Source organism: Opitutus terrae PB90-1 (genome assembly GCF_000019965.1).
In the GTDB taxonomy this organism is placed as follows: domain Bacteria; phylum Verrucomicrobiota; class Verrucomicrobiia; order Opitutales; family Opitutaceae; genus Opitutus; species Opitutus terrae.
This window is the reverse complement of the sequence record NC_010571.1, coordinates 1,835,411-1,861,993: the sequence shown is the minus strand read 5'-3', so window position 1 is coordinate 1,861,993 and position 26,583 is coordinate 1,835,411. Positions and strand designations below refer to the sequence as shown.

Genomic DNA, 26,583 nt, shown 5'->3' with positions numbered 1-26,583 from the left:
CGCTTTTCGCGTAGGGCCGGCGCTCGCCGCCGGCCGGGAATGGAGTTATCGGTTTATCCCCTCCTCGGCTGCCGGCCAGCGGCAGCCCTACACGGCCTGCCTCCACTGACATGACTCTCTCCGAACTCACCGCCCTCGCCAGCACGGCCGTCGGCGCGACGCAACGCAAGCTCCCGCCCGAAATCCGCGCCCTCGCTCGCGACGTGCCGGTCCACTACGAAGCGCTGCCCGCCGCCGACGTGCTCGCCGACGGGTTCCCGCCGGACATCCTCGGGTTGTTCACTGGCTGCCCGCACGGCCGCGAGCTGGACCAGACCAATCCCGCGCCACCACAAATCCTGCTTTATCTGGAAAACCTCTGGGATTTCGCCGAGGGCGACGCCGAGGTGTTTCGCGAGGAAACCCGGCTCACCTATTTGCACGAGCTCGGCCATTACCTCGGCTGGGATGAGGACGAGCTGACCGCGCGCGGCCTCGATTGACGCCGGCGAAAGTCGCGGCGGCGTTACTCCCGATGCACAAACCGCGGAACCTCACCGGATCGCGCTGTGTCGGCCTGCCACCGGCGCACTCCGCGCTTTCCAAGTCGGAGTCGTCATGCTTAGTGTCCCGACTGGTCGTAAAGCCTTGTTTATGAAAAAACTTTTCCTGCTGTCCCTCGTCGCGCTGGTCTGCGCCGCGCCCACGGCCGCTCTGGCGGCTCAATTGACGCGCGCCGACGCCATTACTCGCATCGAAACCTGCGAGGCCATTTTGCAGGAATTCATGACGGATCCGGCCCACGCGATCCCGCCGAGCATTCTGCAGCAGGCGCGGGCCCTGATCATCGTCAACCAGTTCAAGGCGGGATTTTTTCTCGGCGTGAAGGACGGCTACGGCGTGATCTTGGTGAAGAAGGCCGACGGCCGCTGGAGCATTCCCGTGCTGATCTCCGCCGGCGAGGCCAGCCTCGGACTCCAGCTCGGCGCGAAGTCCGTCGAATCCGTCATGGTGATCACCAACGACCAAACGCCAAAGCTGCTGTTTAACCAGCGCTTCAACGTCGGCGTCGACGCCAAGGCGGTCGCCGGTCCGAAGGCCGCCGAACGCGAGCGTGCGAATCATCCGATCATCGACGCGCCGGTGCTCATCTACTCGAAATCCAAGGGCCTGTTTGCCGGCGCAACCGTCAAGTTCGGCTACCTCAGTCGTAACGACGAGGCGAACTTCATCCTCTACAACACGCAATACACGCTGCCCGAGCTCCTCTATAGCGACTGGGTGCAGCCGATTCCCGAAGTGCAGCCGCTGATGAATTACGTGCAGCGGATCGCACCGTAGGCGCCTCCGCGCTCAGCATCATTCGATGGAGCCCGGCTTTCCCGCCGGGCTTTTTTGTCGCAGCTCGCGCAACCACGCGACCAGTTCGGCGAGCACGGCGTCCGCGATCATTCCTTGCGTCTGCGCGCGTTTCGCGCCCGGACACTCCACCCGCCCGTGCCCCTCGTGCCAACCGCCCGCCGTCCGGAACGCCGCCGCCCACCACGCGAACGGCACCGCCACCCCATTCGGCTTCGACGGCTCTGCATAGCCCGTGGTTGCCACCGCCACGTCCGCATCGAAGCGGGCGCATGCGCCCCGCGCCATCTGCCGCGCCACCTCGACGGAAACGCAATTCGTGCGTTCCGCCTCGGCGCGATCGATGCCGAGCAGCCGCACCTTCTGCTCGATTGTGTAGGCGGTCATGCCTCCGCGAAAATAGGCCGAGGCGCCCGACACCGCCGCGACGCGCGCCTGGAGATTTCCCGCCGTCATGCTCTCAGCCACCGCGAGGCTCCAGCGCGGCTCCTGCAGCATCAGCTGCTTCAATTCCTCGGCGCAGGAATTCATTTCAGCTCAAGCCCGACCGGGCAGTGATCGCTCCCCATCACTTCCGGGCTGATCCACGCGCGCTTCAGCGCCGGCTTCAGCTTCTCGCTGGCGACGAAATAATCGACGCGCCACCCGATGTTCCGCGCGCGGCAATTCATCATCTGACTCCACCACGTGTAGTGCCCGGGCCCCTTTTCGAACTCGCGAAACGTGTCGACGAATCCGCTCGCCAGCAGCTTGGAAAAATTCGCCCGCTCCTCGTCGGTGAAACCGGCGTTGCGCCGGTTGGTTTTCGGATTCGTCAGGTCGATCTCCTGGTGCGCGACGTTGAGGTCGCCACAGAACACCACCGGCTTGCCCTTCTTCTCGAGCTTTTTGAGGAAGGCCAGAAACGCCGGATCCCACTCCTCGGTGCGATACTTCAACCGCGTGAGCCCGCGCTGCGAGTTCGGCTGATACACGTTCACGAGAAAGAAGTCGGCGAACTCCGCGGTGATCACGCGCCCCTCGTCGTCGTGGCCGGGCAGGCCGATGCCGAAGTTCACCTTCAGCGGCGCCACGCGCGTGAACAACGCCGTGCCCGAGTAGCCCTTCTTCACCGCCGAATACCAGTGCGGCGTGTAGCCGGCAGTCCACGCGACATGCTGCACGTCGCCCGGGTGCGCCTTCGTCTCCTGCAGACAGATGACGTCGGCATCCACTTTGCCCATGTAGTCCAGAAAGCCCTTCTTCAACACCGCGCGCACCCCATTGACGTTCCAGGAGACGAGTTTCATGCGCGCGCAGCCAAGCCCGCCGCGCGCCGCGGTGCCAACTTTTTTCGTGTCTGCCTGAAGCCGCCGGCCGCCGCCAGCTGCGCTGGTCCGGTTTGGCGGCGGCTGCGAGCCAATGACGCAGCTTCCCGTTGCCACGAGTGCCGCCGCTTGCGACGCTGGCCCGTTTCGTTTTCTCCTTTTTTCCGAACTCCGCTCTAGCCTCTCCGCTCTAGACTTCCTCCCTCATGTCCGCCTTCTCGCCTCTGCCGCTTGGCCAACGCATTCCGCCTTCGGTGCACGGTGTCTCGTGCAGCCTGCCGACGATGCGCGACGTGCGCGGCTACGAGGAGAAGAACCCCGAAACGCTGCGACAGATGACGTCCGGCTATCCGCGGTTCGTGGTGCATCCGTTCCTGCAGCAGCTGGCCACTCATCTCATCAAGGCGAAGAACCTCGATGGCCACACGCTCTGGCTCGCTTCGTCCGCGCGCATGGCCGACCGACTCGCGGCGCATCTCGGCGCCGCGCACGTAATCCGGATCACCGATGGTCCCATCCACGGCGTCGCCCATCCGGAATCCAGCGAGCTGGCCCTGCGGGCGAAATCATTCCTCCAACACACCGGCGGTTTTCTCTCGTCTCGCGCCGCGGAAGATCGGTTGGTCACGCACCGGGTGCTCGCCGCCGCGGCGGCCGAGCCGCTGTTCCCCGGCGACGCGGCGGAGGAGGTGCGCCGCCAGCTGGCACCGGCATTCCCGGGTGTACCGGCGGAGCAGCTGCGCTTCGCCAACACCGGCATGAACGCAATCGACACCGCGTTTCGCGCCGTGTCCGAACTGCAGGCAAGCCGCGGACGGACGATTTGGATTCAGCTCGGCTGGGTCTACCTCGACACGATCGCGCTGCTGAAAAAGTTCACCGCGTCGCCCGCGGACTACATCACCATCCCCGACGTGTTCGACCGTGCCGCAATCGCGCGGATTTTTGCCGAGAAGGCGGAGCGCATCGCCGGCGTGATCGCCGAGGTGCCGACCAATCCGCTCATCCAAACGCCGGATATTGCCGCGCTCGCCAAGCTCGCCCACCAGACCGGCGCGCGGGTGATCCTCGATCCGTCGATTTCCTCGCCCTATTGCGTGGAGGTGCTGCCGCACGCCGACGTCGTCGTGACGAGCCTCACGAAATACGCCGCCAACGAAGGCGATCTCGTGGCGGGCCTGGTCGTGGTGAATCCGGCGGGCGCCGACGCGGACCTGCTCAGCCGCGCCGTCGCGGCGAAGATCGAGCCGCTCTACGCCCGCGATCTCGCCCGCCTGGCCGCGCAGGTCTCGCGCACGCCGGCGGTTCTCGCCCGGATCGAGGCGAGCGTCCCGAAGGTCGTGGAGTTCCTCACGCGCCATCCGGCGGTGAAGGACGTCTTCTGGGCCGAACATCCTGCTTCGCGCGACAACTACCGGCAGGTCGCACGTGCGCCGGGCGCATGCGGCAGCATGATCACGTTCACGCTGCGCGGTTCGGCACCGGCAATGGAGCGATTCTACGATCGCGTGCGACTGCCCAAGGGCCCGAGTTTCGGCATCACGACGACGTTGCTTTGTCCGTTCATGTATCTGGCGCACTACGACCTCGTGACGACCGCCGCCGGCCGCGCCGAACTCGCGCGCTACGGCCTCGACCCTGAGCTGTTGCGGCTCTCCGTCGGCTGCGAGTCCGTCGACGATCTCATCGCCACGCTGGCTGAAGCGCTCGCGTAGCGGTTCCTCCATCTCCGCGATTCTTCGGTTGAGGGCTTCGCTCGCCATCGCGCTTCACGCAATCGTCAGCGTTGCCCGCGCCGCAGGCTTGAGCCAGGTTCGGGCTGGATGTCCTCCTGCACCATCGCGATCAAAGCCATTCCCAACGCACCGCGAAACCAGATCGTCGGCTGGCTCGGCGATGCCTTGAAGGTGAAGGTGCACGCACCGCCGCTCGAAGGCCGCGCCAATGAAGAGCTCTGCGAGTTTCTCGCCGACGAACTCGGCTTGCCGCGTCGCGCCGTCAGCGTGTTGCGCGGCGACACCTCGCGGCAGAAGCTCGTGCAGATCGAAGGCCTCGATCTCGCCCAGCTGAAAGCCAAGTTGTCGTCCCTCGATTGACGCCAGGAACGCGGTCGTCCCGACCGCTCGGTCCGCTGCAGCCTTCCCACTTTCCCGGCTGTCAGTTCCGGCCTCGCAGCGCCCCGCTCGCCGCTGTCCCCGCCGTCAGCAGGTGAAACCGCAGCGCCAGTAGCAACGCCGCGCAGCCGAGCCCAAGCGCCAGGGCCGTCCATATCCCCGTCGGTCCAAAACCTCCGCGCACGCCGAGCAGATACGCGCCGGGCAGCGCGAGGACCCAGTAGGCACAGAACGTAATCAGCGTCGGCAGCTTCACGTCGGTGAGCCCACGCAACGCGCCCGCGCCGACGACCTGCGCGCCGTCGAATACTTGGAAAAAGGCCGCGACGATCAGCAGTTGCGCCGCCACTGAGATGACCGCCGGATCGGTCGTGAAGCCCCGCGCGAGGAGCCCGCCGGCCACGACGAACACCGCCGCAAACGTCGCCATCAGCAGCGTCGAGACTCCCAGCGCGCCGAGCCAGATCGGCCGCAGGATTGTGCGCTCGCCTTCGCCCAGCGAGCGACTCAGCCGCAGGCTCACGGCCATCGAAAGCCCCAGCGGAAACATGAACGTCGAAGCCGCGCAGCTCAGCGCGATTTGATGCGCCGCCAACGCGGTGGCGCCGAGCCAGCCCATCATCAACGCCGCGGCCGCAAACGCGCCCGACTCGAACAGCAAGCTGCCCGCCGTCGGGACGCCGATGCCGAGCAACGCGCGCCAGCGCTGCCGGGTCCAGCGCAGAGGCGGCGCAGTCCGCACCGGCTTGAAGGTCGCCGCGCGCCGGATCCACAGTGCGATCGCGCCCACGGCGAACGTACGCGCCAGCAGCGTCGCCAAGCCCGAGCCGAACAAGCCGAGCGCCGGCAGGCCCCAGTGTCCCCAGATCAGCAGCCAGTTGAGCCAGGCGTTCACGACGACGTCGCCGAGCATGATCACCATCGGTACCCACGGCCGGCCGAGCGATTCCGCGAACTGCCGCTGCACCTGGAAAAACAGTACCGGCACCAGCGACAGTGAAATCAACAGAAAGAACGGCCGCACGATCGCCACCACTTCCGGCGGTTGACCGAACCGATGCAGCTGCGTGGACGCGATGGCGAGGGCCCCGAACGCGCCGCCCCCGACCACGAGGGCCAATGCGCGACCTTGCCGCAGCCACGCCGCGCAGCTCGCGAGCTGCCCCGCGCCCGCATCGCGCGCCGCCAGTACGCCCACGCCCATCAGCAGGCCCAGGCCGGTCACATAAAACACGCCGAAGACGCCATGCGTGAACGCTGCGGCGGCGAGCGGCACCGTGCCGATCCGGCCGATCATCGCGTTATCCGTGATCCCGATCAGCATCTGGCTGAGCTGCCCGAGGATGATCGGGAAGGCCAGCAGCAGCGTCGGCCGGATCTCGCGCAGGATCGGTTGCATGGGAACAGACAGGCTGACGCGCCTCGTCGCGCGGCTCACGTCTGAAAATACGGCCGTGACCTAGATCACCGGCACAGCGCTGTCCGTGTTTCACAGCTAAGTGCACCCGCGTTCGCGATGCGTACTCGCCGGGCCGGGGTAGGGCCGGCGCTCGCCGCCGGCCGTGAGCGCGTTCGTCGCTCGCCCGTCAATCCCGGCCGCCGGTGAACGGCGGCCCTACGGAGAATTACTTTGTCTCCGTCGGGGGAAGCGCCGCCGGCGCGGGCTTGTCCGTCAACATGTCCTCCATCAACACGAACGCCGTGGCTTCCGTGATATCCGGCACGCCGAAATATTGCACGACCTGCCCCGCCGACGAACCCTGACCGAGCACCTCGCTAGCGGCCGCCTGACCGAGAATCGCCGCGTCGCTCAGTCGGATCGCGGTCGCCTGGATGTCCGGCACCTTGTAGGTCGCGTCACCCGACACCCGGGCAACGGTGAGGTCGCGGCTCGAAATCAGAATCTCCACCGCGATGTCCGCGACCTGCTTGAGTGCCGCCCGCTCCTGCGCCGCCTGCTCGCCGCCGAGCCGAAGGTCGGTCTGCTCGCCGAGCAGCGCGGCCGCCGCGCGGGCGTCGGCCAGCCTCGCGCCGGCGTTGCGGAACACGCGGCCGAACAGCCGCTCGACCTCCCGCACGGTCTGCTGATCCGCCAGCGTCGGCTTCGCCGCGTCCGTCGCCGCGTAGGTGTTTTCGGTGGAGCGATCATTGCTCTTGGCTGGCTCGCCGTCCTTGCCGGAGTTGGTGCTCTCGTAGATCTTCTCCGTCCGGCCGGTGAGCTTCAGCCCGGAGTCGGTGTCGGCCAGCGCGCGGTTGACGTAGATGACGATCCGCGGCGAAGCGGCCTGGCCGTACGCCGCGCGAAAACGCTCCGAGACCTGCCGCGCAGCTTCGGGCGCAATCAGCGTCGCCTGGCGCGAGCCGTAGAGTCGCTGGTTCTCGCCCTGCGGCGGCGTGAGCAACGAAAGATGGTTGGTCGGGGGCTGCGCCTGCGTCACCGGCACCGGCGGTTCAGGCGTGGGCTGAGGTTGCGAAAACAGCTGCGAAGCGAGCAGCGAGGTCAGCGGCAGCAAGAGCAGGACGCGAGTTTTCATGGTGTCAGTTTAGCTGAGAGCTGAGAGTCTAGAGCTGAGAGCAGGGGTTTTACGTGCCGCGGGTGTTTCCGACTCTAGGCCCTAGATCGTCGACTGCGCGCTTCACCGGGCCTGGCGGACGCGGATGGTGTAGCGTTTCGCCAGAGCGTTCATCGCGGTGAACCGCACCGTCTCGGTCGCGTTCTCCGCGAGGATCAGATTCTGGAAAGGCGTCTCGTCGCCGGTGGTGAAGCCCTGCGCATCCTTGAACACGCAGTTGATCTGGACCTGGATCCGGCGGTTCTCGCGGTTCTTCACGTTCGCCACCACCTCGAGCCGGCCGTCGGGCAGCGTGTTTTCCTGCAGGCCCGTGCAGGTGACGGAATATTGCGTCGGCTTGTCGAGCAGGACGAACTTCTCGGTGTTCTCCACGGTGTACTTCGTGGTATCCTGCGGCGTGAAAGGCCCGGGCTCCGTGGCGCATCCGGCGAGTAGCAGAAGTGTGGCGACGGCGGCGACGCGGACGGACGAGCGGTGCGAGGTGTTCATAGTCAGAAACGGTGTAGTAGCGGTGAGACTGCGGGTCAGCGCTTAAGTTCACTCAGAAAAATCACGGTATCTCGCGACGGGTCACTGACATTAATGCTGACCTGCCGGGTGGAGGCTGGAAGTTCCTTACCGCCGGCATCGAAGAACTGCACCGATCCTTCGTAGGCACCCGCCGGCAGCCGCAGCGCCGCAAAGCTCAAACGCTGCGGGAGGTTGTCCCACATGCGCACGTCGGCGTTGGGCGTCGTGGCCGCAGCGGCGATCTTGCCGATCAGCCCGATCGCGCCCAAGGCGATCGCGGCGTTCTCGGCGTCGCGGCTCTTCGTGCCGTCGTAGCGGCGGATGTTGTCCGCGGCGATGACCGAGCCGATCAACGCCACGTCGCCGACGGTGTTCGTGGTGGACTTGAACACCGCCTTGTTGCCCAGGATGTGGTCCATGACCCGGCCACCGCGGGTCGTCGCCTGGTAATTGAGGTCGTCGTAAGGCGGCAGCGGCACGGTGCGACCATCGATCGTCAGCGTCGCCGAGTGCGCCGCGGATTCGTGGACCATGAAGCGCAACTGCTCACCGTATTCGCCGCCTTGGTATTTGCGCGGGCCCTGGCCATACTCGGCGAAGATCAGCACGTTGGCCTGACGGTCGTACTCCGGGAGTGTCCGCCCTTTGGCGTTGGCCTGCGCACGCTTGAACGCATCGCTGCCATCGCCCGATAGCTTCGCGGAAACGAGTCCCTCCAGATAGTCCAGCAGCACATAATCGCTGCGATAGCCCTCGCCGGCATCGCTGTCGATGAACTGGCCGGTGCGGAAGCACGCGCGGGCGTTGTCCGGCTGGCCCTCGTTCCAGTAAAGGATGCCGCGGTAGTAATACGCCATCACGCGTTCATACGGCTCGCCGATGAACGTCTTCGCGCTTTCGGCCGAAAACAGGCTGCGGGCACGCCTCGCGTCCGCCGAGTTCGCAATGATGCCACCAATGTTGAGGATCGCGTCGTCGAGCTTCGCGCGCGCCTCCTCGAAATTGCCGAGACGCAACGCCGAGGCCGCGATGCGGTAATCCCACATCACGCGGTCCTGCGGCTTCGCGGTCGCGAGCCGGGCGTTGCCGTCGACGATCGGATCGCCCGTCGGCACGAACGCCGCTCGCTGCGGTGCCGTGGCGCAACCGCCGGCGAATAGCACGCTCGCGGAGAGCACCAAGGCCAGCCGCCGAGAGCCACTCGCCGAACTAGAAAAGTTGCTCGGCCGCGGACCCGTCCGGCCCATCTCGAGCTCCCGCGGCCCCGTCATGATCGTGGCGCGCCCAGGCGCGCGATTGGCTTGCACGATTACCGATAGGCCGCGTCTTCGAGGCCCTGCTTCTTGATCTCGGCGGAATCCTCCCAGACGATCTCACTCGTCCGCGCGTCGATCAGCTGGAAACTGTAGAGCACGTAGTCGCTCGTGCCGGCGCTCGTCCGCGTCGCCATCCCGGACAGCTTGCCGGTCAGAAAATAGTCCGCGCCGCGAAATTCGGTGACGCTCGGATCTGCGCTCGCGGTCACCTGGCCGCTCTGCTTCAACTCGCGCTCGCGCTCGAGCGTCGCCATCCGATCCCGCGCGAGGAAACGCACGCGCCCCTGCGCGTTCTTGTTCAGCTCGATCCGGATTCGGTCGTTGAAGATGTCCTTGTTCAGCGGGAAACGCGTGTCGTTCACCACCGGATCAAGGACGATCCGCGGCGCTGTTTGCGCGCGCGAGATCTCCGGAATCGCCAGGATGCTGCGGGCCATCTTGTCGGTCACCGCCACGAGATCCTGGGACTCGACGCCGGTCCCGGCGACGAAGCCGCGCTCGTCGGCGCGCATCTCGGTCACGGGCACGCCGGTGGGATTCTTCACGCCCTGCGAGGCGCAGCCGCCCAGGAGCGCGGAGGTCAACGCGATGGCGAGCGTCGTGAAGCGGGAGGGGAGTAGCGTAGTCATGGTTTGTCAGGAAAAAGTCGGGGAAAAATCGGGAAAAAGCCTGGGAAGAGGGAGCGGGGCAGACACGCGTCGGACGCGCGCGGTGCCGTGAAATTCAGCGGCGGCCGAACAGCTCGTTGGCCGACGACATCGACGATGGCTTCGCGGGTGCGGTTACCGGAATCGTTTCAACCGAGCTCCCGGCCGGCTGAACTGCCGCCGGCTCGCCGGTCGGCACGGTCTGCGCGGGCACACTCACCGTCTCCATCGCCGCCGCGGCTTCGCGCCGCCGTGCGTTGTGCTCGGCGATCGAGCCCAGCACGTAGCCGAGTCCTGCACCGTAGGCGGCGCCGCGCCAGCCGTTGTGCCGCAGATCGCCGCTGTTGTGGCCGATGATCGCACCGGCAAGCGCGCCGAGCACGAGTCCGCTGCCGCGGTAATCCGGCCGCGCCGCATAGCCCGTGTCGTAGTCCGCGTCGTTGTAATACGTGCCGCCATAGCTCCGATACACTGGCTGACCGTAGTAGCCGGGCGCCTCGCGATACACATACGTGCGCGGATAATCCGGCACCGGCACCTGCGTGCCGGCGTAGCGCGCGTTGGCCTCGCCGGCCAGATGTCCGAGCAGCAGTCCCGCGCCGGCGCCATAGGCTGCGCCGCGCCAGGCGTTGTGCCGCAGATCACCGCTGTTGTGACCGATCACCGCGCCGGCGATGCCGCCGAGCACGGCACCGTTCACCGCTTCCGGTCGCAGCGTCTGCGCACGAATCGGCGCGAGCGTAAGCAGCGCGAGCATCAGGGCGGTCAAGGTCTTCATGGCGGAAAAAACAGTTTGGGAGACATGACGCTCTGGGCAAGGTTTCACCTTTCGGAGCCGCGGAGTGCGTCGGAACCTGCTGATTTGGAGCGCCCCGGACACATTGCGCTCGCTCTGCGGCGATGGCCTCCCCCGGCCAGCGCAGGTAGATGCAAACTTGCGACCGCTGCTCCGCCCACCCAGCGTGCCCCTACCCCATGAGCGCCGAATTCATCCTCGCGCTGGACCAGGGCACCACGTCGACGCGCGCGATCGTGTTCGATCACGCCGGCCGCGCGCGCGCCACCGCCCAGCAGGAATTCCCGCAACATTTCCCGCGCGCCGGATGGGTCGAGCACGACCCGCGCGATCTGTGGGAAACCACGCGCCGCGTCGCGCTCGCCGCGGTCGCCGAGGCCAACCTCACCGCCGCCGATCTCGCCGCCGTCGGGCTCACCAATCAGCGCGAAACCACGCTGCTGTGGGACCGCCGCACGGGTGAACCTGTCGCGCCCGCGATCGTGTGGCAGGATCGGCGCACCGCCGATTTCTGCGCGCGGCTCGCGGCCCGCGGGCTCGGCCCGTTGTTTCGCAAACGCACCGGGCTGGTCCTCGATCCGTATTTCTCCGGCACGAAACTTCGCTGGCTGCTCGACCACGTGCCCGGCGCGCGGCGCCGGGCCAACCGCGGCGAGCTCGCGTTCGGCACCGTGGATACCTGGTTGCTCTGGCAACTGACCGGCGGCCGCGTGCACGCGACCGAGGTCTCGAACGCCTCGCGCACGCTGCTGCTGAATCTCCGCACCGGCGCTTGGGACGACGAGCTGCTCGGGTTGCTGCGGATTCCGCGCGAAGTGCTGCCGGAAGTCCGCGCGACCAGCGAGGTGTTGGGCGAAATCAGCGCGCTGCCGGCACTGCGCGGCGTGCCCGTCGCCGGCATGGCCGGCGATCAGCAGGCGGCACTCTTCGGCCAGGCCTGTTTCCGCCCCGGCATGGCCAAGAACACTTATGGCACGGGCTGCTTCCTGCTCCAGCACACCGGCACTCAGCCCATCGCCTCGCGTCATCAACTGCTCACCACGATCGCCTGGAAGCTCGGTCCGCAAGCGCCGCTCGAATATGCGCTCGAAGGCAGCGTGTTCATCGGCGGCGCCGTGGTACAGTGGCTGCGCGACGGACTCGGGCTGATCGCCCGCTCGAGCGACATCGAATCGCTCGCCGCCCGCGCCGTGGACAACGGCGGCGTGTATGTGGTCCCCGCCTTCGCCGGACTCGGCGCGCCGCATTGGGATCCCGCCGCGCGCGGCGCGATCCTGGGGCTGACCCGCGGCACGACCGCCGCCCACCTCGCCCGCGCCGCGATCGAGAGCATTGCGTATCAAAGCGCCGATCTGCTCGGCGCCATGCAGGCGGACTCCGGCCGCAAGCTGCGGGAGCTCCGCGTCGACGGCGGTGCAACCGTCAACGATGCTTTGCTGCAATTTCAAAGCGATCTGCTGCGCGTGCCGGTGATCCGCCCGCAGGTCACCGAGACCACCGCCCTCGGCGCCGCCTACCTCGCGGGACTGGCCGTCGGCTTTTGGCGCGATCGCAGCCAACTCGCGCAGCGTTGGGCGCGACAGCGCACGTTCACGCCACAGGCGCCGCGCGGGGCCATGGCACGACTGCAAGTGGACTGGCGCCGCGCCGTGGAGCGCGCCAAGGCTTGGGCGTAGCGTTCTGCTCCTGTCATGGGCACCCTGCCGGTCGACGGCCCTCCGCAGCGTGATCTTCGCTACCACCGAGACCGAACCGAAGGGGGACGGCGAGGCCGGGCGATGGCCATAGGTGCTTTCGGCGCGGACCGCGCGCCCTACCCGACTGCCTTAACTTTCTTCCGTAATCCTCTATAATTTCACGGTCCGGGCGCCTGTGCGACGCAGGTTGCGCCCAGCCGCCAAGACAAAATCCCCTGGCCCGATCGCACTCTCACTCGCGGATTGTGTCGAAAAGGAAACCCTTTACCCTCCTGCCCTCGTCATGACCACCCCGCTCCGATTTGCCGCGCTTTCGTGCAGTCTCGCTTTGGCTTTGTCTCTGCCCGCCGCCGGGGAAACCGCGTCCGGCGCCTCTGCCCCGGTGGTGATCGAACGCGCGCCTGAGCCGGCGAACCCCGATCTCGAGCGCCAGGTAGCCGAACTGCGCGCCGAAAACCAGCGGCTGCAGTCCGAACTCGCCGCCGCCACCCGCGCGAAAGCGCAGGGCGAATCGTCCCTCCAGGAAACCGCGCAGGAACTGGCCGCGCTCCGCGCGAAGCTCGCTCGCAGCTCGACCGAACTGCAGCAGAGCCAGGCCCGGCTGAACGAAGCTTCCGCGCACCAAGCCGCGCAGGAATCCGAAAAGAAGCGCGCCGACGACGCCGGGGCGCAGGCAACGGCGCTGCAGGCGCAACTGGAACAGCTCCGCAAAGAAAAAGCCGAGGTCGACGCCCGGCTTGCGGCGGCGGAAGCCGAGAAGGCGCAGCTGCAAAAAGCGGTCGAAGAACGCAACCAGCTCGCCGCGGAAATCGAAAAACTTCGCCAGCAACCCGCTGCGGCCTCGCCTGAACTCACCGCCAAGCTCGCCGAAACCGAAACGAAGCTCGAGGCCGCGCTCCGCAGTTTCACGCAGCTGCAGACCGAGAACGACCAGTTGAAATCCGCCGGGCTCAGCCAGTCCGCCGTTGCCGCCGAAGTCGAGGAACTGCGCCGCAAGAACGCCGAATTGGAAACGCGGCTCGCCTCCGCTCCGCCCCCGCCGCCGGATCTTGCGCAGCAGCTCGCGGAAACCGAGGACAAGCTGAACACCGTCCTGCGCAGCTATTCCCTCCTGGAACGCGATTCCGATCTCGCGAAGGCCGAGGCCGCCCGCGGCGCCGAAGAAGCCCGCACCGCCGCCGCGAAGGCCGCCGCCGAATCCGCCGCGCAAATTTCCGCGCTGTTCGACGAACTCCGCCAGACGCAGGCGCAATCCGCCGCGCTCGCCGCCGAGAACGCGCAGCTCAAAACCCGGATCGCGGTGCTCGGCCCGCCCCCGGGTTCGACCCTCGCCTCTCCGGCCCGCCCCGGCGCCACGCCACCGCCGGCCACCACGCCTGCCCCGGCCCCTGCAGCGGCCCAGCCGCGCACGCACGTCGTCGTCGCCGGCGACAACCTCGCCAAACTTTCCCGCACCTACTACGGCACCGCCAATCGCTGGGACGAGATCCTCAACGCCAACCGCGACGTGATCCAGAACGAGAACGTGCTCCCAATCGGCGCCACGCTGCGGATTCCGTAATTCCGCCACGGCCGTGGGATTCTACGCGCTTGCCTGCATCTCACTGTAGGAGCGGCTTTACGCCGCGACCCCGCGCACGAGCGCTTCCATCGCGGCGTAAAGCCGGTCCTACAGCCTGGGCAAACCAGGTATAGCAACCGACCGCCTCGCAGAGGCGGCGCATTGCGGCGCGCGCCATCACAAGACTGTGAAGTCGGCCTGAACCCTCCGGCGGGGGATTGCCACTCGGCCCGATTTCCACTTCAACGGGGCCGATGCGTTCCCGTAGCTCCTGCCGGCTTCTGCTCGTCGTGTCGATTTTGGCGGTCACAGCCGGCTGCCATTACGTGCACTTTGGCCGGCCCGAGCGGTTTCGCACCGACTCGCAGCTCGCCACCGAGAATTCCGATCTGCGGGTGGAGAAGAAGCTGTTGCAGCAGGAGCTCGCCATTGCCCGCAAGGAAGGCGAGACGCTTCGCGCCGCGCTGGATCGCCCGCAGGAGGCCGCACCCGAGCTGGTCGCGCGGCTCAACGAAACCACGCGCGAGCTGGCCGAACTGCGCGCGAGCTACGCGCGCCTGCAATCCGAACGCGAACGCCTGCAGAAAAACGGTTCGGCCGCCGCGACCGGCGCTGCCAACACCGCCGCTTTGGAGCAGATCGCCGAGCTGAAAACGAAACTCGGCGAAACCGAGGATCAGCTGGCGAACGCGTTGCGCACGTACACGGCGCTGCAGGAGGAAAACAACCGGCTCCGCACTTCGATCGACCAGGCGCGCACCGAGAACGCCACGCTCACCGCGCGTGTCGAAACCATCACCGCCGAGAACAACGAGGCCCAGTCCGCGCTCGCTCAACTCAACACCGAGTTGCTCGCGCAAAAGGAGGCGCGCGCCCAGGCGGAACAGCGATCCGAAGCGCTGCGCGCGCAGCTGCTGGCGATGGCCAACGCCGCACCCACGCCGGCGCCCGCCGCCGCCACCTCGCTCGCCGCCGCCCGCGAGTCCACCGCCACCGGCGCGCGCGAGATCGAGGGCGTGCTCCGCACGCCCGTGCTCGCCGCCGACAGTTCGGCCGGCGCCATGCTCTCCGTCGACACCGCAAAGCTCCGCAACCAGCCGCCGACCGCCGCACCCGCCGCTCCGGCGCCGGCCGCCAAGCCGGTGCGTGTGTATGTCGTCGAAGAGGGCGACACGCTCGAAAAGATTGCGCAGAAAATTTACGGCCGGCCTGATCGCTGGAGTTTGCTCTATGCCGCCAATAACGCGCTGCTGAGCGGTGGCCGCCCGCTCAAACCGGGACTGGAGCTCGAAATTCCCGCGGAGGAATAAGCAGCCAGCTCGTAGCGACCGGCGCAGCGGCGCGTGTTTAACGGCGTCGGATCCGCTTCAGGAACTGCACGGTTCGAAAGGTCTCGCGAAATCCGAGCCCGCGATGGGCGTCGATCGCCGCTCGGTTGCCGAGCTCCGTGTCGCTGGCCAGTTCTGTCATCCCCCGCTCGGCCGCCCAGCGCTCGGCGGCGCACACCAGTTTGCGGCCCCACCCGCGCTGCCGCAGATCGGGATCCACATACCAGCCTTCGAGAAACCCGACCCACTCACCCGCTGCGCCATCCACGCCGGCGCGCAGCGCAAGTTCGACGAACCCGCCCAGCATCCCCGTCCCGCGGTCGAGCACAAGCACGCCAAACATCCGTGGATCGCGCAGCAGCTCGCGCATTTCCACGCGCGTGCGCCGCGGCGGGCAGTCCGGCCAGAGCGTCTGACGCATACGCGCCCACTCGGCCAGATCGGCCGGCGCGAGCGGCCGGATTCGCATTCGGGCCGTCCTGCCCCTCGCTGGTCTCGCCGATTTCGTCATGCGATGTGCTCCCCTTCCGGGCCAGCTCACCACGCGATGATCAACGCCATCGTCACGATCGACGTGAGCACGCTGAGCACGATCGACCCCGACGCGATCGCTTCATCGCCTTTCAACTCCAGGGCCACGGCGTAGGAGATGATCGCCGTCGGCGTGGCCAGGAGAATCATCACCATCTTTAACTCCACCGCCTCGAGCCCCAGCGCGCGGCCGAGCAGGAAACCGATCACCGGCGACACCACTGTCTTGCCGAGCGCCGCCGCCCAGGCCGCCCGGCCGCCGGCGTGTCGCTCCACCGCCACGAGCGAGCCGCCTACGCCCAGCAGTCCCAACGGCAGCGCCATGTCGCCAAGGGCCGTGAACGTCTGGTCGATCGCCGACGGCAGCCGCCAGCCCGCCGCCGCGAAGCCGATGCCCGCAATCGTCGCCAGCAGCGGCGGCGTGGTCAGCAGCTGCCGCAGGAACGGCCGCACCATCGCCCAGCCCAGCCGATGCTGGCTAAGCAGCAGCACGACGATTCCGAGGAAATTGTAGGCGACCATCATCGGGCCCACGACCACGACGGCCGCCGCCCGCGCCGAGAGCCCGCCCACGAGCTGCGTATCCGGCATCGCATACATCACCGGCAAGCCCACGAAAGCGAGATTCCCGCGGAACGCCCCTTGCACGAATGTGCCCATCGCCTGCCCCGGCACGCGCAGCAGCCACGCCCCAAGATACGCAACCGCGATGACCAGCAGCGTCGCACCCGCCATCGTCCCGAGCATCAGCTTCGCGCCGTCGGCGTGATGAAAGGTCCGCGTCAGTTCCGTAAACAGGAGCGCCGGCAGGCCGAGGTAGTAGGTCAGCCGGTTTGCCTCGCGCAGAAATCCCGGGGTGGCGAATCCGCTGCGTTGCAGCAGCACGCCGATCCCGATCAGCAGAAAGACTGGCGCGAGCGTGTTGATGACCAGCACGGCGCCACGATCACTGGCTCCAGCGCGCAGGTCCACGCGATTCGCCGCGGCGCCGCGGTTCCGCGGAAGCTTGCCAGCGCCACAACCGATTCGGCAGGCTGTGCGTCATACCACCGGCCCTGCCTCCCCGCCCCCCACGGTAGGCGCGACCGCCGGCGCTCCGCGCCGCTGCCACTCCCCTGTCCTCGCTTCAGTGAAACAAACTCTCGCCGCACTTTGGCCGCAGTTGCGCCGCAGCGTTTTTCCGCTCCTGCCCGAGCCGCACCGGCCGGGGCTGGCCCGCCACCTCGCCTACGCCAACTGGCTCCACGCCCTGCTGCTCGCACCTGCGGTCACGGCAACCAACGTTTTCGTCGGGCTGCTGCCCGAGCTCCAATATTATCGCTCGGGCTACTGGCCCGTAGACCCGCTGCACCTCAGCCTGACGGCGCTGCACGGAGTCATGATCGCATTGGGACTCGTCGCCTTCCTCCTGCTTCTGCACTTCCGTCCCCGTGAGCCACGCGTGGCCGACCCGTTGCCGCACCGGATCGCCCTCGGCTATGCCGCGCTGATGCTCGTCGCCGTCACGCTCTTCAGCATCGTCGAGCAACAGATCACCAGCTCCATCTCCGCCTATCTGCTTGGAATCGCTGCGTTCTCGACGCTGTTCTACACGACGCCGCGTTTCAGCTTCTGGGCCTGCGGGCTCAGCCTGGTCGGGCTCGTCGCCGGCTCGCTTTGGGTGCACGGCGCCGACCCGACGATGTGGCATCACACCTTTGTCGCGCTGCACGCCACGGTGATCTTCTGGATCGGCTCGCGCGTGGTGTATTCGTTGAAAGCGGCGAACTATCTCCAACTCGTCACCATCGAAGCGCAGGCCGGCCAACTCGCCGCCTCGAACCGCGAGCTGGCACGCGCCAACCTGTTCAAGACCGACCTGCTCGCACGCGCGGCCCATGACCTGCGCGACCCCCTCAACTCCATTTCGCTCCGCGCCCAAACGCTGCGCTCCGAACTGCCAGCCGCCTCCGGCCTGCAGCCGCTGGTCAACGGCATCGACGATTCCGCCCGGCAGCTCGCCGAGTTTGTCGGCAACCTGCTCACCGACGTGGCGGTCGAGACGCGCCAGCTCGAGCTCGAACGCGCGCCGACGGATCTGCCGCGCTTCGTCGCCGAGACGGTCGGCCACCTGCGCCCGCTCGCCGACGCCAAGTCGATCGCCTTGCACTGCAGCGCCGACGCCTCTGCGCTCGAAGCGCCGCCCGCTTCCCTCGACCACGCGCACTTCCAACGCGTCATCGAAAACCTCGTCACCAACGCCATCAAATTTTCGCCGCCGCAGCGCAATGTGTGGACGGAGCTTTCCCATCAGCCGGACGAGGGCTACCGGCTCGTCGTGCGCGATGAAGGTCCGGGGCTCACCTGCGACGACTACCCGCGGTTATTTCAGAAATACCAGCGGCTTTCGGCGCGGCCGACCTGCGGCGAAACCTCCACGGGCTTGGGGCTGTTCATCGTCCACCAACTCGTCACGCTCCACGGCGGCCGGGTGCGAGCCGAAAGCGATGGCCCCGGCCGCGGTAGCCGTTTCGTGGTGACGCTACCGCCCACCGTCGCCACGCCCGAGCTGCAACCCCGATGAACCTCCTGCGCCTTTCACTCCGCTGGACCGCCATCCTGGCGTGTTTCGTCACGGCGCCAGCGATCGCCGCGGACGAACCTGCCGAGGCGCCGTTGCCCGACGGACTCTACGCCGAAATCGCCACCCCCCGCGGCACCCTCGTCGCCGAGCTGTTTTTCACGCGCGCGCCGCTGACCGTGGCGAACTTCGTCGGGCTCGCCGAGGGCCAGCTCGGGCCAATGCCCCGCCGGCCCTTTTACGATGGGCTGACGTTTCACCGCGTCGTGCCGGGATTCGTCGTGCAGGGCGGCGATCCACTTGGCACCGGCGAGGGCGGACCAGGCTATGAGTTTCCCGACGAGTTCGTGCCCGGCCTGCGCCACGACACCGCCGGCGTCCTCTCGATGGCCAACGGCGGCCCGGACACCAACGGCTCGCAGTTCTTCCTCACGCTCGCGCCGGTGAATCGGCTGAATTACCTGCACAGCGTATTCGGCCGGGTCGTGCGTGGGCTCGAGGTGCTGCCGCAGATCCAACAAGGCGACGTTATCACCAAGGTGACCATTCACCGCGTGGGCAGCGCCGCGCAGGCGTTTCGCGTGGATACCGCCGAGTTCACGCGACTCGCCGGCCAAGCCCCGCGGGCGCGGCTGCCGCATTTCGACGATCCGGAGAATCTCCTCCCCCGCGATCCACCGCGCGCGAAGGCGTTCGACGCCAAGCTCGCCAACTTCGCCCGCGCCACCGGCGTGCGGCTTTACGCGCGTCTGCTGCCGAAGTTCACCCCGGAAACTCCCGGGCAGCGGGCGGGCAGTTTCGTCGGCGTGCTCGCGCAGCAGTGGCAGCTCGGCGCCGATGCGGTGCTTGTCGTCTATTTCGCCGACACGCAGCAATGGGGATTGTGGATCGGCGATGCACGCCTGCCGAAATTCATGGGCCGGGCCGGCACCGTCGCCGAGTTCACGCGCGAGGGCGCGCTGCATCAGGCCAAGCAGGAACTGCTCACGGTCGCGCTGGCCGATGCTGCGCGCACGATCGAAATCGCCGAGAAAGCGGCCGGCCCCGAGCGGCCGCTCCTCCCCGGCCAGCGGATCAAGCTGCAGTTCGATGCCGTGCTCGACGCGCTGATCTTCCGCTTCGAGGCGTAACGCCGCGCCCCGTGCGTGATCGCCGCGTTTGCAAATTTGCCGTTCCTCCGCGAATTCCCCGTCCTCCCTCCATGCGCAGCTTCCTCTACCTGGCCCTGCTCGGTGTCGTGCTCGTGACGATCGCGATCGTCGTTCGCTCCGGCCTGCTCCTCCGCAAAGAGCCGGGCCAGCCCATCAATCGCGCGATGCGCCAGGCGCTCGACCAGCAGGGCACGCCGGAGCTTCCGCCGGCGGACGCCGACGTGATCCGCCAGCGTTATCCGACCGCCACGCGTACGCCGTCCGGACTGATGTTCCTCGTGCGTGCGCCGGGCACGGGCACAACGCCGCAGGTCGGCGACCAGGTCATCGCCCACTACGACGGCCGGCTGCTCGATGGCACGCCGTTCGACAGCTCGTATCGCGATAACACTCCGCTCACGTTTCGCGTCGGCACCGGCGCGGTGATCAAAGGCTGGGACGAAGCCTTCCTCACCATGCGCAAGGGCGAGAAGCGCACGCTCATCGTGCCGCACTGGCTCGCCTACGGCGTGAATGGACGTCCCCCACGCATCCCGCCGCGCGCCACGCTGGTGTTCGAGGTCGAGCTGATCGATTTTCGATAGATTGCCGCGCTGCCGAAATCTGACCCTGGGTTCGGTGATTAGGTTCTGGCGCAGCAAAAACCTCTCACAACCCCACGATCGAGCCGTTGCGCTTGATCCACAGCTCAGCCTCGCGCCAGGCGGGGCATACCTCCTCGACCTGCGCCCAGAACCGGGCCGAGTGATTCATTTCCCGCAGGTGCATCAGCTCGTGATAAATGATGTAGTCGCGCACGAACTCCGGCGTCTGCACGAGCCGCCAGTTCAGCGAGATCGTGCCGTTCGCCGAGCACGAACCCCAGCGTGAGCGCTGATTACGGACGACGACCTGCCGCACCTCCACGCCCGTCAACGCCGCCAACTCCCAGGTGCGCGCCGGCAGTTCGATTTTCGCTTTCCGGGCGAAATGTGCCTCGAGCGTCGGTCGCAAATCACCCCCGAGCTGCGGCACGCGAAACACGTCCGCCGCCACGCACACCTGCGGTCGCGGGGTCACAGTGCAGTTCCAGGGATCGTGCTGTTGCGCCACGCGGATCTCCGTCATCTCGCCGCGCCAGAGCACGTGCGTGCCGATCGTCCAGATCTCGGCTCCGCGCGGCCGGTGCCGCTGGCGCGCCCGCGCCCGCTCCAACCAATCCTGATGCTGCTCCACAAACCGGCGCGCTTCCCGCTCCGACCCGCGCGCCGGAATCGTCGCCACCGCCGTCCCATCGCGCTGCAGCGTCAAACGATAGCTCCGCGCCCGATCACTGCGCCGGAAAACGATTTCCTCGCGCCGCGCGTGCGTCGTCGCGGCACCACCCGCCGACGGCGCAACGCTCGGCGGCGATTTGTGCACGCCGGCCTCGGGCGCAAAAAATCCGAACAGATCCTGCTGGTGCTCTCCGCTCATGCGCGTCGCGTCCCAGCCTTCCGACCCGGGCCTTCGCGTCAATCTCCGAGCACCACGCCCCCTCCGCCTGCTCCAACCACGGACCGCGCCGCAAAGAGTAACCTATTGGGTTACTTCCTCCTCTGAGCGGCACGAAAGAGAGTAACCCATTAGGTTACTCTGGTCGCGAAGGCGCGGCTTTTGCTTTGAGCCTGGCTTCGCTCAGTGATGCCCGCGGCGCAGTTTCCAGGCGTGCCACACGCTGGGCATTTCGCCGACGTGCCACGGCACGAGGAACGCGATCGCCACCTCCTCCACCGCCACGAGCATCTGGAACACCGCCACCGTGCGCGCCGGCACGGGCGTCCATCCCGCCAGCAGCGGCACGAGCGCCACGACGCAGGCCGCGACGGTCGTCTTGGACATCCAGGTGTGGTAGCAGGGCACGCGTCGCAGATGCAGGAAACTGATGGCCATGGCGCCGAAAAAGGCGCCCATCACGCCCGCGAACCATGGCCACTCGCGGTGGACCACCTCCGGCCACAGCAGCCAGATCCCCGCCAGCCCGGTGAAGAGCGTCAGGTAATCAGCGATGCTATCGAGTTTGCGCCCGAACTCTGAATACGCCTGCAGTTTTCGCGCGAGGAAGCCGTCGAGCGCATCGGTCGCCAGCGCCGCCCCGAGCAGCGCACCGAACCAGCCGCGGTCGCCCGCCGACGCCACGCCCAGGAGCGCCGGCGCGAGTGCGATGCGCGTGCCGGTGACGACGTTCGGCCACTGCGAGCGAGTCATGTCCGCCAGTGTGCCAGCCCGGCGCGCGTGCACAAGCCGCGGGCGCGGTATTCCGGCCCGCTACGTCGTTGCACCCGTGGCGGGGGCGGGCGGTGCCGTCCTCCGCGCCGCGGCGAGTTTCCAGCCGCCGAGCGCCGCCTGCAGCACCGCCGCCGCCTGGAAGGGCCACGCCGCCTGCCCCGTCAACAAAGGCACGAGCGACAACGGCACCGCCCAGCCGCACACCCGGCTCATCCACCCGGACCGGCTTTGTTCGACCGCCGGCTCGATCAACCGCTGCAGCCCGCACATCAGATAGCCGGCGACGGCGATCAGCCCCCAATGCCATTCGCGCTCCACGATCTCCAGCCAGAGAAAACTCACGCCCAGCGCGCCCACGATCAGCGTGAGCCCGTCGCCCCAGCGGTCCAGCCGCTGGCCGACCGCCGAGGACACGTGCCAGCGCCGCGCGAGCCAGCCGTCGAGCGTGTCGCTCACCAGCGAAACGGCCAGCAGCGCCACGAAGCCGGGCTTGGAATTTGAATACGCCGCGCCAAGGATCGCCGGCGCCAGCGCAATCCGGAGGCTGCTCAACAGGTTGGGCAGATAAGGAATTGGCTCCAGTCGCATGGCCCTCCGCCTTTTCACACCCGCACCAGCTCCCACTGCAGCCGCTTCCCAGGGTTCACCGTCAGCCAGGCGAAGCTCGCCGGCGCGCCGCGATTGGGCCGGGTGATGCAGCCGGGGTTCAGCCACCGTGCGCCGCCGACCACCTCGTCGCGCGGCACATGCGTGTGCCCGTGCAAAATCACGTCGGGCCTGCGCGCCGCCGTTTTCGGCAGCGCCGGCGGCACATGGATGAGGAGGAACCGCGTGCCGGCCCGTTCCAATTCCAAGGTCAGCGGCCAGCCGGCATAGGCATCGCAATTCCCGAGCACCACGCGCAACGGCGGGCCGAGTTGCTCGAATTCCACCAGCGTCGACGGATCGCATACATCGCCCAGATGCCAGATCTCGTCCGCCTCCTTCAGCCGCGACGGCAGCGTGGGCGGATAACGGTCGTGGGTGTCTGAGATCACCGCGATGCGCATGGTCTCGCCTGGTTGGTCGGCCTCCCGATCACGCACGTCATCGCGCTCAAGGTGGCCACGATGCCTGTTAGCTCAAGCTCGCAAATGTCGTCGCTTACCCGCCGCCCGCTCGGCCGGCGCCGGGATCACATCATCGACGATCGCGCGTCGATCAGCAGCTTCAGCCCGAGCAGCGCCATCACCCCGCCGGCCGAGCGATCGATCAGCGCCTTGCTTCGCAGGTAAACGGCGCGCGACGCCTCCGCCGAGAGCGTGACCGCCACGAACGCATACCAGCCCGTCTCCATGGCGAAAATGACCCCCAGCAGCACCACCGCCGCCCACGCCGGCGGGTGCGCCGGCAACAGCGCCGCAAAAACACTGCCATACACCACCGCCGCCTTCGGATTGCTCAGCTGCGTCAGCAATCCTTGTCGGAATGAACCGCCGACCGCCCGCGGCGCCGGTTGGCCACGCTCGTTCACCGCCAGCGGTTCCCGCGCCCCGCGCCAGGCACCCCATCCGAGATAGATGAGGTAGAGCGCGCCGAGCACCTTCAACCCGGTGAACAGCCCCGGCATCGCCGCGATCGCCGCTTGCAGTCCCAGCAGCGCAAGCCCCGCAAAGATCACCCCGCCCACTCCCATGCCGAACGCCGCGGCAATACCGTCGGGCCGCGACTTGGCGACTGCCGTGCGCGCCACGAACACGAAACTCGGGCCGGGGCTGATCGTGCCGAGCGCGAGCGCGCCCAACACCGTCGTGATGGAAACAAGCAACTCCATGGAAAACACCGGCCTGCCGTCTCGGCCAACCGCGGCCCGCGACTGCAGGGACCGCCGCCGGGCTTGTCAAACGCAGCGCGACGGCCTCCTCGCGCGACAGCCCGCCAGAACGCGAGGAAACGGCTCCGGCCGGAAGGGTATCGCTACGCTCTAAATCCCACCCTTGACACCCCTTGGGCCGTCGGGCACCTCTGACCCTCTTTTTCCTAAAAAGTCATGAAGCCCACATTCCGCCCGCACCGCAAAAAGCGCGCCCGTAAAATCGGTTATCGCGCGCGCATGGCCACCGCCAGCGGCCGTAAGGTCATCAAGTCCCGTCGTCTCAAAGGTCGGAAGCGCCTGACGGTCGTCTGATCGTCGCGCCGCCTGCCCGCGCGCGTTCGACCCCCGGCCCCATGCGTTTCCGCCCTGAGCAGCATTTGCGTCGCCAGAGCGATTTCCGCGTCATTCGGGAGCAGGGGCGCCGCGTCAATTGCGGCTCGTTCACCCTTTGGGGTTTGCGGCGGGCTGCGTCGCCCTCCCCCGCTCCGGCCGAACCGGCCGAACCGGCCGCCGGCGCTCCCGCGGCCGAGCCCGCTCCGTCCGCGAAGACTTCCGCGCGACGCGTGGGCGTGGTCGCCTCGACGGTCGCCGTGGGCCATGCGGTTCGCCGCAATCGCGCAAAACGCCGATTACGAGAGATTTTTCGCCGCCACCAGGAGGAAGTTCCCGTCGGCTGCGACGTACTGTTGAGCGCTCGGGCCGCCGCGGTCGACGCGCCTATGCCGGAACTTGAACACAAGTTTGTCGATGCCTGTCGTAAGGTGTTTTCGCCCAAAAATGCCTGATTCGCTCGTGCCACCTGCTTCCACCACAGCCGCGTCCCGCCGCGGTCGAGGCGATGTCGCGCGTGCCGCGCAGCTGCTTCGCCTGCTCATGCAGCTCCCCGCGCGGACGCTGCTGGGCCTCGTGTGGCTGTATCAGCACACGCTTTCGCCCGTGCTGCCGGCGATCTTTGGCCCTTCCTGCGGGTGCCGGTTCGCGCCGACGTGTTCGCATTACGCCGCGGAAGCCGTGCGCCGACACGGCGCGGTGATCGGCAGCGCCCTCGCGCTTCGCCGGCTGATCAAGTGCACGCCGCTGCACCCCGGCGGATTCGATCCTGTTCCCGAAGCGCTCCAACTGCGACCCGTCTGCCGGCGCGCCACACCCGCCGTCCCGCCTCTTTCGCGCGAGCTGACCGCTTAGCGCCTCCACCGATCGTCTCCCGCTTTTTCATGGACAAGAAGAACACTGTCATCGGCGTCCTGCTGCTCCTCGCCGCATTCGCCAGCCTTTACCTCGGCCAGCGACTTTCGCCGCAGCGAAGCGCACAACCCACTCCGACGATCAGCACGCCCCAGACCGCGGCCACCGGCACCGCGCCGGCGAACGCCCTGCCGACGGGCACGCCGTCCGCGCCCGTGCCGTCGACGGCGTTCGCCTCGGTCGCGGAGAACGATGGCTCCGCCACGACCGTCACCCTGCAGAATGATTTCATCGCGGCCCACGTCACGGATTTCGGCGGCGCGCTGCACGATGTCGCGCTGAAGAAATATCCTGCGGAGCGGGATCGGCCGGAGCCGTTCGTCTTTAACGCGCTGCACGCCGACCCGATGCTGGCGCTCGTCGATTTCCCCGGGCTCGACCGGCAAACGCGTTTCGAACTCGTTTCGCATACGCCGACGTCGGCGGTTTATCGCGCCGTGCTGAACGGCCAGGTCGAGGTCACGCGGCACTACTCTGTTCTGCAGGCCGGCGACAAGTCCGGCGATCCCTACGTCGTGCGCCACGAGACCACGTTCCGCAACCTGAGCGATCAGACGGTGACGCTGCCGCGGGTCGCGCTGAGCCTCGGCACCGCCGCGCCGACGGATGCCAACGATCCGGGCATCCGGCTCACCACCGGCTACTCGAATGGCGACGACCAGAACTTCTTCGCGCGCTCCAAGCTGGAGGGCGGCAACGGATTTTTCGGCATCGGCGCCAGCGAACCGAAGCCGCAGATCCTCACGGGCGGCCCGATCGCGTGGGCCTGTGTCAGCAATCAGTTTTTCGCCAGCATCCTCACTCCGGACCAACCCGGCTCGGGCCTCATCACCCGGCGCGTGAAACTGCTGCCGATGCTGCCGGACGAGAACCGCAACGCTTACGGCATCACGAGCGCGGCGCAGTTCGACCTCACGCCGCTCGCCGCCAACGCCGAGACCAAGCTCGGGGCGGACTTCTACGTCGGGCCGAAGGAATATCGCCGGCTGGCGAACGGCGACGTGTTCAAGAAGGACCAAGACAAGGTCATGCAGTTCGGGTTCTTCAAGTTCTTCAGCCAGATCCTGCTCACGCTCATGACCTGGGTGCATGGCTGGTTCCCGAGCGCGGCGTGGGCTTGGGGCTGGGCGGTCGTGATCACGACGCTCATCCTGAAAATCATCTTCGTGCCCTTCACGCTCGCGGCGTCGCGCTCGGCCAAGCGCATGGCCAAGATCCAGCCGGAGATGCAGGCGGTCCGGGAGAAATTCAAGGACAACCCGCAGAAGCTGCAGGCGGCGACGATGGAGCTCTTCAAGAAGCACAAGGTGAATCCGATGGGCGGATGCTTCCCGATCCTGATCACGATTCCGTTCTTCATCGGTTTCTTCCAGATGCTCCAGAGCGCGGCTGAACTGCGGTTCCAGCCCTTCCTCTGGGCCTATGATCTGTCGGCGCCGGACACCGTGCTGCACATCGGGCCATTCCCGCTGAACATCATGCCGCTGCTGATGGGCGCCACGATCGTCATCCAGATGCGGCTCACGCCTTCGCCCGCCGTGGATAACATGCAGGTGAAGATGATGAAGTTCATGCCCTACATCATGACGATGTTCTGCTACACGTTCTCCTGCGCGCTCGCGCTCTATTCGACCGTCAACGGCATCTTCACCATCGGTCAGCAGCTCGTGATCAACCGCATGAAGGACAATCCCGGCCCCGTCGGCCCCGGCACCGCTGCCGCCACGACCGCGGCAGCGTTCACCAAGTCCACCAAGAACGTCACGCCGAAGAAAAAAAAATAAGCCGGTCCAGAGCCGAGAGCCCA

The 26,583-nt window shown here is 67.3% G+C and carries 29 protein-coding genes; 14 read left to right on the top strand and 15 right to left on the bottom strand.

Annotation, left to right across the window (positions count from 1 at the left end):
- Positions 1-110 precede the first annotated feature (110 nt).
- Together OTER_RS07590 and OTER_RS07585 are read left to right on the top strand one after the other, a co-directional pair.
- Entirely contained in the window at positions 111-482 is a 372-nt protein-coding gene (locus tag OTER_RS07590; RefSeq protein WP_012374322.1) for a metallopeptidase family protein, read from the top strand.
- Positions 483-633: 151 nt separating this feature from the next.
- On the top strand, positions 634-1,320 hold the full coding sequence (locus OTER_RS07585) for a lipid-binding SYLF domain-containing protein (RefSeq protein WP_012374321.1): 687 nt from the start codon (positions 634-636) through the stop codon (positions 1,318-1,320).
- Positions 1,321-1,338: 18 nt separating this feature from the next.
- On the opposite strand, the gene OTER_RS07580 is transcribed toward OTER_RS07585, so the two are convergent.
- Positions 1,339-1,869: a CinA family protein gene (locus OTER_RS07580; RefSeq protein WP_012374320.1), complete on the bottom strand. Its 531-nt coding sequence runs from the start codon at positions 1,867-1,869 to the stop codon at positions 1,339-1,341.
- Positions 1,866-2,627 carry an exodeoxyribonuclease III gene (locus tag OTER_RS07575; protein ID WP_012374319.1) on the bottom strand — a complete coding sequence of 254 codons (762 nt, stop codon included), beginning with the start codon at positions 2,625-2,627 and terminating at the stop codon, positions 1,866-1,868. The genes OTER_RS07580 and OTER_RS07575 overlap by 4 nt, the downstream gene beginning before the upstream one ends.
- 224 nt (positions 2,628-2,851) lie before the next feature.
- On the opposite strand from OTER_RS07575, the gene OTER_RS07570 reads away from it, so the two are divergent.
- Together OTER_RS07570 and OTER_RS07565 are read left to right on the top strand one after the other, a co-directional pair.
- Positions 2,852-4,360, top strand: coding sequence for a PLP-dependent transferase (locus OTER_RS07570; protein ID WP_012374318.1), 1,509 nt, complete (start codon positions 2,852-2,854; stop codon positions 4,358-4,360).
- Between the two features lie 108 nt (positions 4,361-4,468).
- Positions 4,469-4,741, top strand: coding sequence for a DUF167 domain-containing protein (locus tag OTER_RS07565; protein WP_012374317.1), 273 nt, complete (start codon positions 4,469-4,471; stop codon positions 4,739-4,741).
- Positions 4,742-4,802: 61 nt separating this feature from the next.
- Here the strand turns inward: OTER_RS07565 and OTER_RS07560 are convergent, their stop codons facing one another.
- The 6 genes from OTER_RS07560 to OTER_RS23870 form a co-directional block, all read right to left on the bottom strand.
- A complete protein-coding gene (locus tag OTER_RS07560) occupies positions 4,803-6,158 on the bottom strand; it encodes an MATE family efflux transporter (protein ID WP_012374316.1) in 1,356 nt (451 codons plus the stop codon).
- A gap of 226 nt (positions 6,159-6,384) precedes the next feature.
- A complete protein-coding gene (locus tag OTER_RS07555; RefSeq protein ID WP_012374315.1) occupies positions 6,385-7,293 on the bottom strand; it encodes a hypothetical protein in 909 nt (302 codons plus the stop codon).
- A 102-nt stretch (positions 7,294-7,395) separates the two neighbouring features.
- Positions 7,396-7,821 carry a YcfL family putative periplasmic lipoprotein gene (locus OTER_RS07550; RefSeq protein WP_012374314.1) on the bottom strand — a complete coding sequence of 142 codons (426 nt, stop codon included), beginning with the start codon at positions 7,819-7,821 and terminating at the stop codon, positions 7,396-7,398.
- Positions 7,822-7,856: 35 nt separating this feature from the next.
- Positions 7,857-9,149: a COG3014 family protein gene (locus OTER_RS23875; protein WP_148218043.1), complete on the bottom strand. Its 1,293-nt coding sequence runs from the start codon at positions 9,147-9,149 to the stop codon at positions 7,857-7,859.
- 2 nt (positions 9,150-9,151) lie between these two features.
- Positions 9,152-9,787, bottom strand: a complete 636-nt coding sequence (locus OTER_RS07540; RefSeq protein WP_012374312.1) for a penicillin-binding protein activator LpoB — start codon at positions 9,785-9,787, stop codon at positions 9,152-9,154.
- 94 nt (positions 9,788-9,881) lie between these two features.
- Positions 9,882-10,583: a YMGG-like glycine zipper-containing protein gene (locus OTER_RS23870; protein ID WP_012374311.1), complete on the bottom strand. Its 702-nt coding sequence runs from the start codon at positions 10,581-10,583 to the stop codon at positions 9,882-9,884.
- Between the two features lie 197 nt (positions 10,584-10,780).
- On the opposite strand from OTER_RS23870, the gene glpK reads away from it, so the two are divergent.
- From glpK to OTER_RS07520, 3 genes are all read left to right on the top strand, one after another.
- Entirely contained in the window at positions 10,781-12,277 is a 1,497-nt protein-coding gene (glpK, locus tag OTER_RS07530; protein WP_012374310.1) for a glycerol kinase GlpK, read from the top strand.
- Between the two features lie 304 nt (positions 12,278-12,581).
- On the top strand, positions 12,582-13,859 hold the full coding sequence (locus OTER_RS07525; protein ID WP_012374309.1) for a LysM peptidoglycan-binding domain-containing protein: 1,278 nt from the start codon (positions 12,582-12,584) through the stop codon (positions 13,857-13,859).
- Between the two features lie 254 nt (positions 13,860-14,113).
- Positions 14,114-15,169 carry a LysM peptidoglycan-binding domain-containing protein gene (locus tag OTER_RS07520; protein ID WP_012374308.1) on the top strand — a complete coding sequence of 352 codons (1,056 nt, stop codon included), beginning with the start codon at positions 14,114-14,116 and terminating at the stop codon, positions 15,167-15,169.
- A gap of 37 nt (positions 15,170-15,206) precedes the next feature.
- On the opposite strand, the gene OTER_RS07515 is transcribed toward OTER_RS07520, so the two are convergent.
- Together OTER_RS07515 and OTER_RS07510 are read right to left on the bottom strand one after the other, a co-directional pair.
- Positions 15,207-15,656: a GNAT family N-acetyltransferase gene (locus OTER_RS07515; RefSeq protein ID WP_012374307.1), complete on the bottom strand. Its 450-nt coding sequence runs from the start codon at positions 15,654-15,656 to the stop codon at positions 15,207-15,209.
- Between the two features lie 68 nt (positions 15,657-15,724).
- Positions 15,725-16,654, bottom strand: coding sequence for an AEC family transporter (locus OTER_RS07510; RefSeq protein ID WP_012374306.1), 930 nt, complete (start codon positions 16,652-16,654; stop codon positions 15,725-15,727).
- Between the two features lie 193 nt (positions 16,655-16,847).
- Between OTER_RS07510 and OTER_RS25090 the strand changes: the two genes are divergently transcribed.
- The 3 genes from OTER_RS25090 (at position 16,848) to OTER_RS07495 (ending at position 20,013) form a co-directional block, all read left to right on the top strand.
- The gene (locus OTER_RS25090; protein ID WP_012374305.1) at positions 16,848-18,281 is read left to right on the top strand and encodes a sensor histidine kinase; all 1,434 of its coding nucleotides are present in this window, start codon (positions 16,848-16,850) and stop codon (positions 18,279-18,281) included.
- Complete coding sequence (locus OTER_RS23860; RefSeq protein WP_012374304.1) at positions 18,278-19,408, top strand: peptidylprolyl isomerase; 1,131 nt, start codon at positions 18,278-18,280, stop codon at positions 19,406-19,408. The genes OTER_RS25090 and OTER_RS23860 overlap by 4 nt, the downstream gene beginning before the upstream one ends.
- 71 nt (positions 19,409-19,479) lie before the next feature.
- Positions 19,480-20,013: an FKBP-type peptidyl-prolyl cis-trans isomerase gene (locus OTER_RS07495; RefSeq protein ID WP_012374303.1), complete on the top strand. Its 534-nt coding sequence runs from the start codon at positions 19,480-19,482 to the stop codon at positions 20,011-20,013.
- A 64-nt stretch (positions 20,014-20,077) separates the two neighbouring features.
- Here the strand turns inward: OTER_RS07495 and OTER_RS07490 are convergent, their stop codons facing one another.
- The 5 genes from OTER_RS07490 to OTER_RS07470 form a co-directional block, all read right to left on the bottom strand.
- Positions 20,078-20,884: a M48 family metallopeptidase gene (locus OTER_RS07490; RefSeq protein WP_012374302.1), complete on the bottom strand. Its 807-nt coding sequence runs from the start codon at positions 20,882-20,884 to the stop codon at positions 20,078-20,080.
- Between the two features lie 201 nt (positions 20,885-21,085).
- Entirely contained in the window at positions 21,086-21,655 is a 570-nt protein-coding gene (locus tag OTER_RS07485; RefSeq protein WP_012374301.1) for a CDP-alcohol phosphatidyltransferase family protein, read from the bottom strand.
- A 60-nt stretch (positions 21,656-21,715) separates the two neighbouring features.
- Entirely contained in the window at positions 21,716-22,264 is a 549-nt protein-coding gene (locus OTER_RS23855) for a CDP-alcohol phosphatidyltransferase family protein (protein ID WP_012374300.1), read from the bottom strand.
- 14 nt (positions 22,265-22,278) lie between these two features.
- Entirely contained in the window at positions 22,279-22,725 is a 447-nt protein-coding gene (locus OTER_RS07475; RefSeq protein ID WP_012374299.1) for a metallophosphoesterase family protein, read from the bottom strand.
- A 125-nt stretch (positions 22,726-22,850) separates the two neighbouring features.
- Positions 22,851-23,489: a LysE family translocator gene (locus tag OTER_RS07470; RefSeq protein ID WP_012374298.1), complete on the bottom strand. Its 639-nt coding sequence runs from the start codon at positions 23,487-23,489 to the stop codon at positions 22,851-22,853.
- Between the two features lie 216 nt (positions 23,490-23,705).
- Between OTER_RS07470 and rpmH the strand changes: the two genes are divergently transcribed.
- From rpmH to yidC, 4 genes are all read left to right on the top strand, one after another.
- A complete protein-coding gene (rpmH, locus tag OTER_RS25085) occupies positions 23,706-23,843 on the top strand; it encodes a 50S ribosomal protein L34 (RefSeq protein ID WP_012374297.1) in 138 nt (45 codons plus the stop codon).
- A 41-nt stretch (positions 23,844-23,884) separates the two neighbouring features.
- Positions 23,885-24,316 carry a ribonuclease P protein component gene (gene rnpA / locus OTER_RS07465; RefSeq protein ID WP_012374296.1) on the top strand — a complete coding sequence of 144 codons (432 nt, stop codon included), beginning with the start codon at positions 23,885-23,887 and terminating at the stop codon, positions 24,314-24,316.
- Between the two features lie 88 nt (positions 24,317-24,404).
- Positions 24,405-24,716 (top strand): membrane protein insertion efficiency factor YidD, encoded by a 312-nt coding sequence (gene yidD / locus OTER_RS07460; protein WP_012374295.1) that lies wholly within the window; start codon positions 24,405-24,407, stop codon positions 24,714-24,716.
- Positions 24,717-24,745: 29 nt separating this feature from the next.
- On the top strand, positions 24,746-26,560 hold the full coding sequence (gene yidC / locus OTER_RS07455) for a membrane protein insertase YidC (RefSeq protein ID WP_012374294.1): 1,815 nt from the start codon (positions 24,746-24,748) through the stop codon (positions 26,558-26,560).
- Positions 26,561-26,583: the final 23 nt, after the last annotated feature.

Coding starts and splice junctions, on each gene's coding strand:
- OTER_RS07540 (WP_012374312.1), bottom strand. CDS start 9,787: ATGACTACGCTACTCCCCTCCCGCTTCACGACGCTCGCCATCGCGTTG.
- yidC (WP_012374294.1), top strand. CDS start 24,746: ATGGACAAGAAGAACACTGTCATCGGCGTCCTGCTGCTCCTCGCCGCA.
- OTER_RS07580 (WP_012374320.1), bottom strand. CDS start 1,869: ATGAATTCCTGCGCCGAGGAATTGAAGCAGCTGATGCTGCAGGAGCCG.
- rpmH (WP_012374297.1), top strand. CDS start 23,706: ATGAAGCCCACATTCCGCCCGCACCGCAAAAAGCGCGCCCGTAAAATC.
- OTER_RS07590 (WP_012374322.1), top strand. CDS start 111: ATGACTCTCTCCGAACTCACCGCCCTCGCCAGCACGGCCGTCGGCGCG.
- OTER_RS07555 (WP_012374315.1), bottom strand. CDS start 7,293: ATGAAAACTCGCGTCCTGCTCTTGCTGCCGCTGACCTCGCTGCTCGCT.
- OTER_RS07470 (WP_012374298.1), bottom strand. CDS start 23,489: ATGGAGTTGCTTGTTTCCATCACGACGGTGTTGGGCGCGCTCGCGCTC.
- OTER_RS23860 (WP_012374304.1), top strand. CDS start 18,278: ATGAACCTCCTGCGCCTTTCACTCCGCTGGACCGCCATCCTGGCGTGT.
- OTER_RS07565 (WP_012374317.1), top strand. CDS start 4,469: ATGTCCTCCTGCACCATCGCGATCAAAGCCATTCCCAACGCACCGCGA.
- OTER_RS07490 (WP_012374302.1), bottom strand. CDS start 20,884: ATGAGCGGAGAGCACCAGCAGGATCTGTTCGGATTTTTTGCGCCCGAG.
- OTER_RS07495 (WP_012374303.1), top strand. CDS start 19,480: ATGCGCAGCTTCCTCTACCTGGCCCTGCTCGGTGTCGTGCTCGTGACG.
- glpK (WP_012374310.1), top strand. CDS start 10,781: ATGAGCGCCGAATTCATCCTCGCGCTGGACCAGGGCACCACGTCGACG.
- OTER_RS07560 (WP_012374316.1), bottom strand. CDS start 6,158: ATGCAACCGATCCTGCGCGAGATCCGGCCGACGCTGCTGCTGGCCTTC.
- OTER_RS07550 (WP_012374314.1), bottom strand. CDS start 7,821: ATGAACACCTCGCACCGCTCGTCCGTCCGCGTCGCCGCCGTCGCCACA.
- OTER_RS07570 (WP_012374318.1), top strand. CDS start 2,852: ATGTCCGCCTTCTCGCCTCTGCCGCTTGGCCAACGCATTCCGCCTTCG.
- OTER_RS07520 (WP_012374308.1), top strand. CDS start 14,114: ATGCGTTCCCGTAGCTCCTGCCGGCTTCTGCTCGTCGTGTCGATTTTG.
- yidD (WP_012374295.1), top strand. CDS start 24,405: ATGCAGCTCCCCGCGCGGACGCTGCTGGGCCTCGTGTGGCTGTATCAG.
- OTER_RS07585 (WP_012374321.1), top strand. CDS start 634: ATGAAAAAACTTTTCCTGCTGTCCCTCGTCGCGCTGGTCTGCGCCGCG.
- OTER_RS07575 (WP_012374319.1), bottom strand. CDS start 2,627: ATGAAACTCGTCTCCTGGAACGTCAATGGGGTGCGCGCGGTGTTGAAG.
- OTER_RS07515 (WP_012374307.1), bottom strand. CDS start 15,656: ATGCGAATCCGGCCGCTCGCGCCGGCCGATCTGGCCGAGTGGGCGCGT.
- rnpA (WP_012374296.1), top strand. CDS start 23,885: ATGCGTTTCCGCCCTGAGCAGCATTTGCGTCGCCAGAGCGATTTCCGC.
- OTER_RS07485 (WP_012374301.1), bottom strand. CDS start 21,655: ATGACTCGCTCGCAGTGGCCGAACGTCGTCACCGGCACGCGCATCGCA.
- OTER_RS07525 (WP_012374309.1), top strand. CDS start 12,582: ATGACCACCCCGCTCCGATTTGCCGCGCTTTCGTGCAGTCTCGCTTTG.
- OTER_RS07475 (WP_012374299.1), bottom strand. CDS start 22,725: ATGCGCATCGCGGTGATCTCAGACACCCACGACCGTTATCCGCCCACG.
- OTER_RS23870 (WP_012374311.1), bottom strand. CDS start 10,583: ATGAAGACCTTGACCGCCCTGATGCTCGCGCTGCTTACGCTCGCGCCG.
- OTER_RS23855 (WP_012374300.1), bottom strand. CDS start 22,264: ATGCGACTGGAGCCAATTCCTTATCTGCCCAACCTGTTGAGCAGCCTC.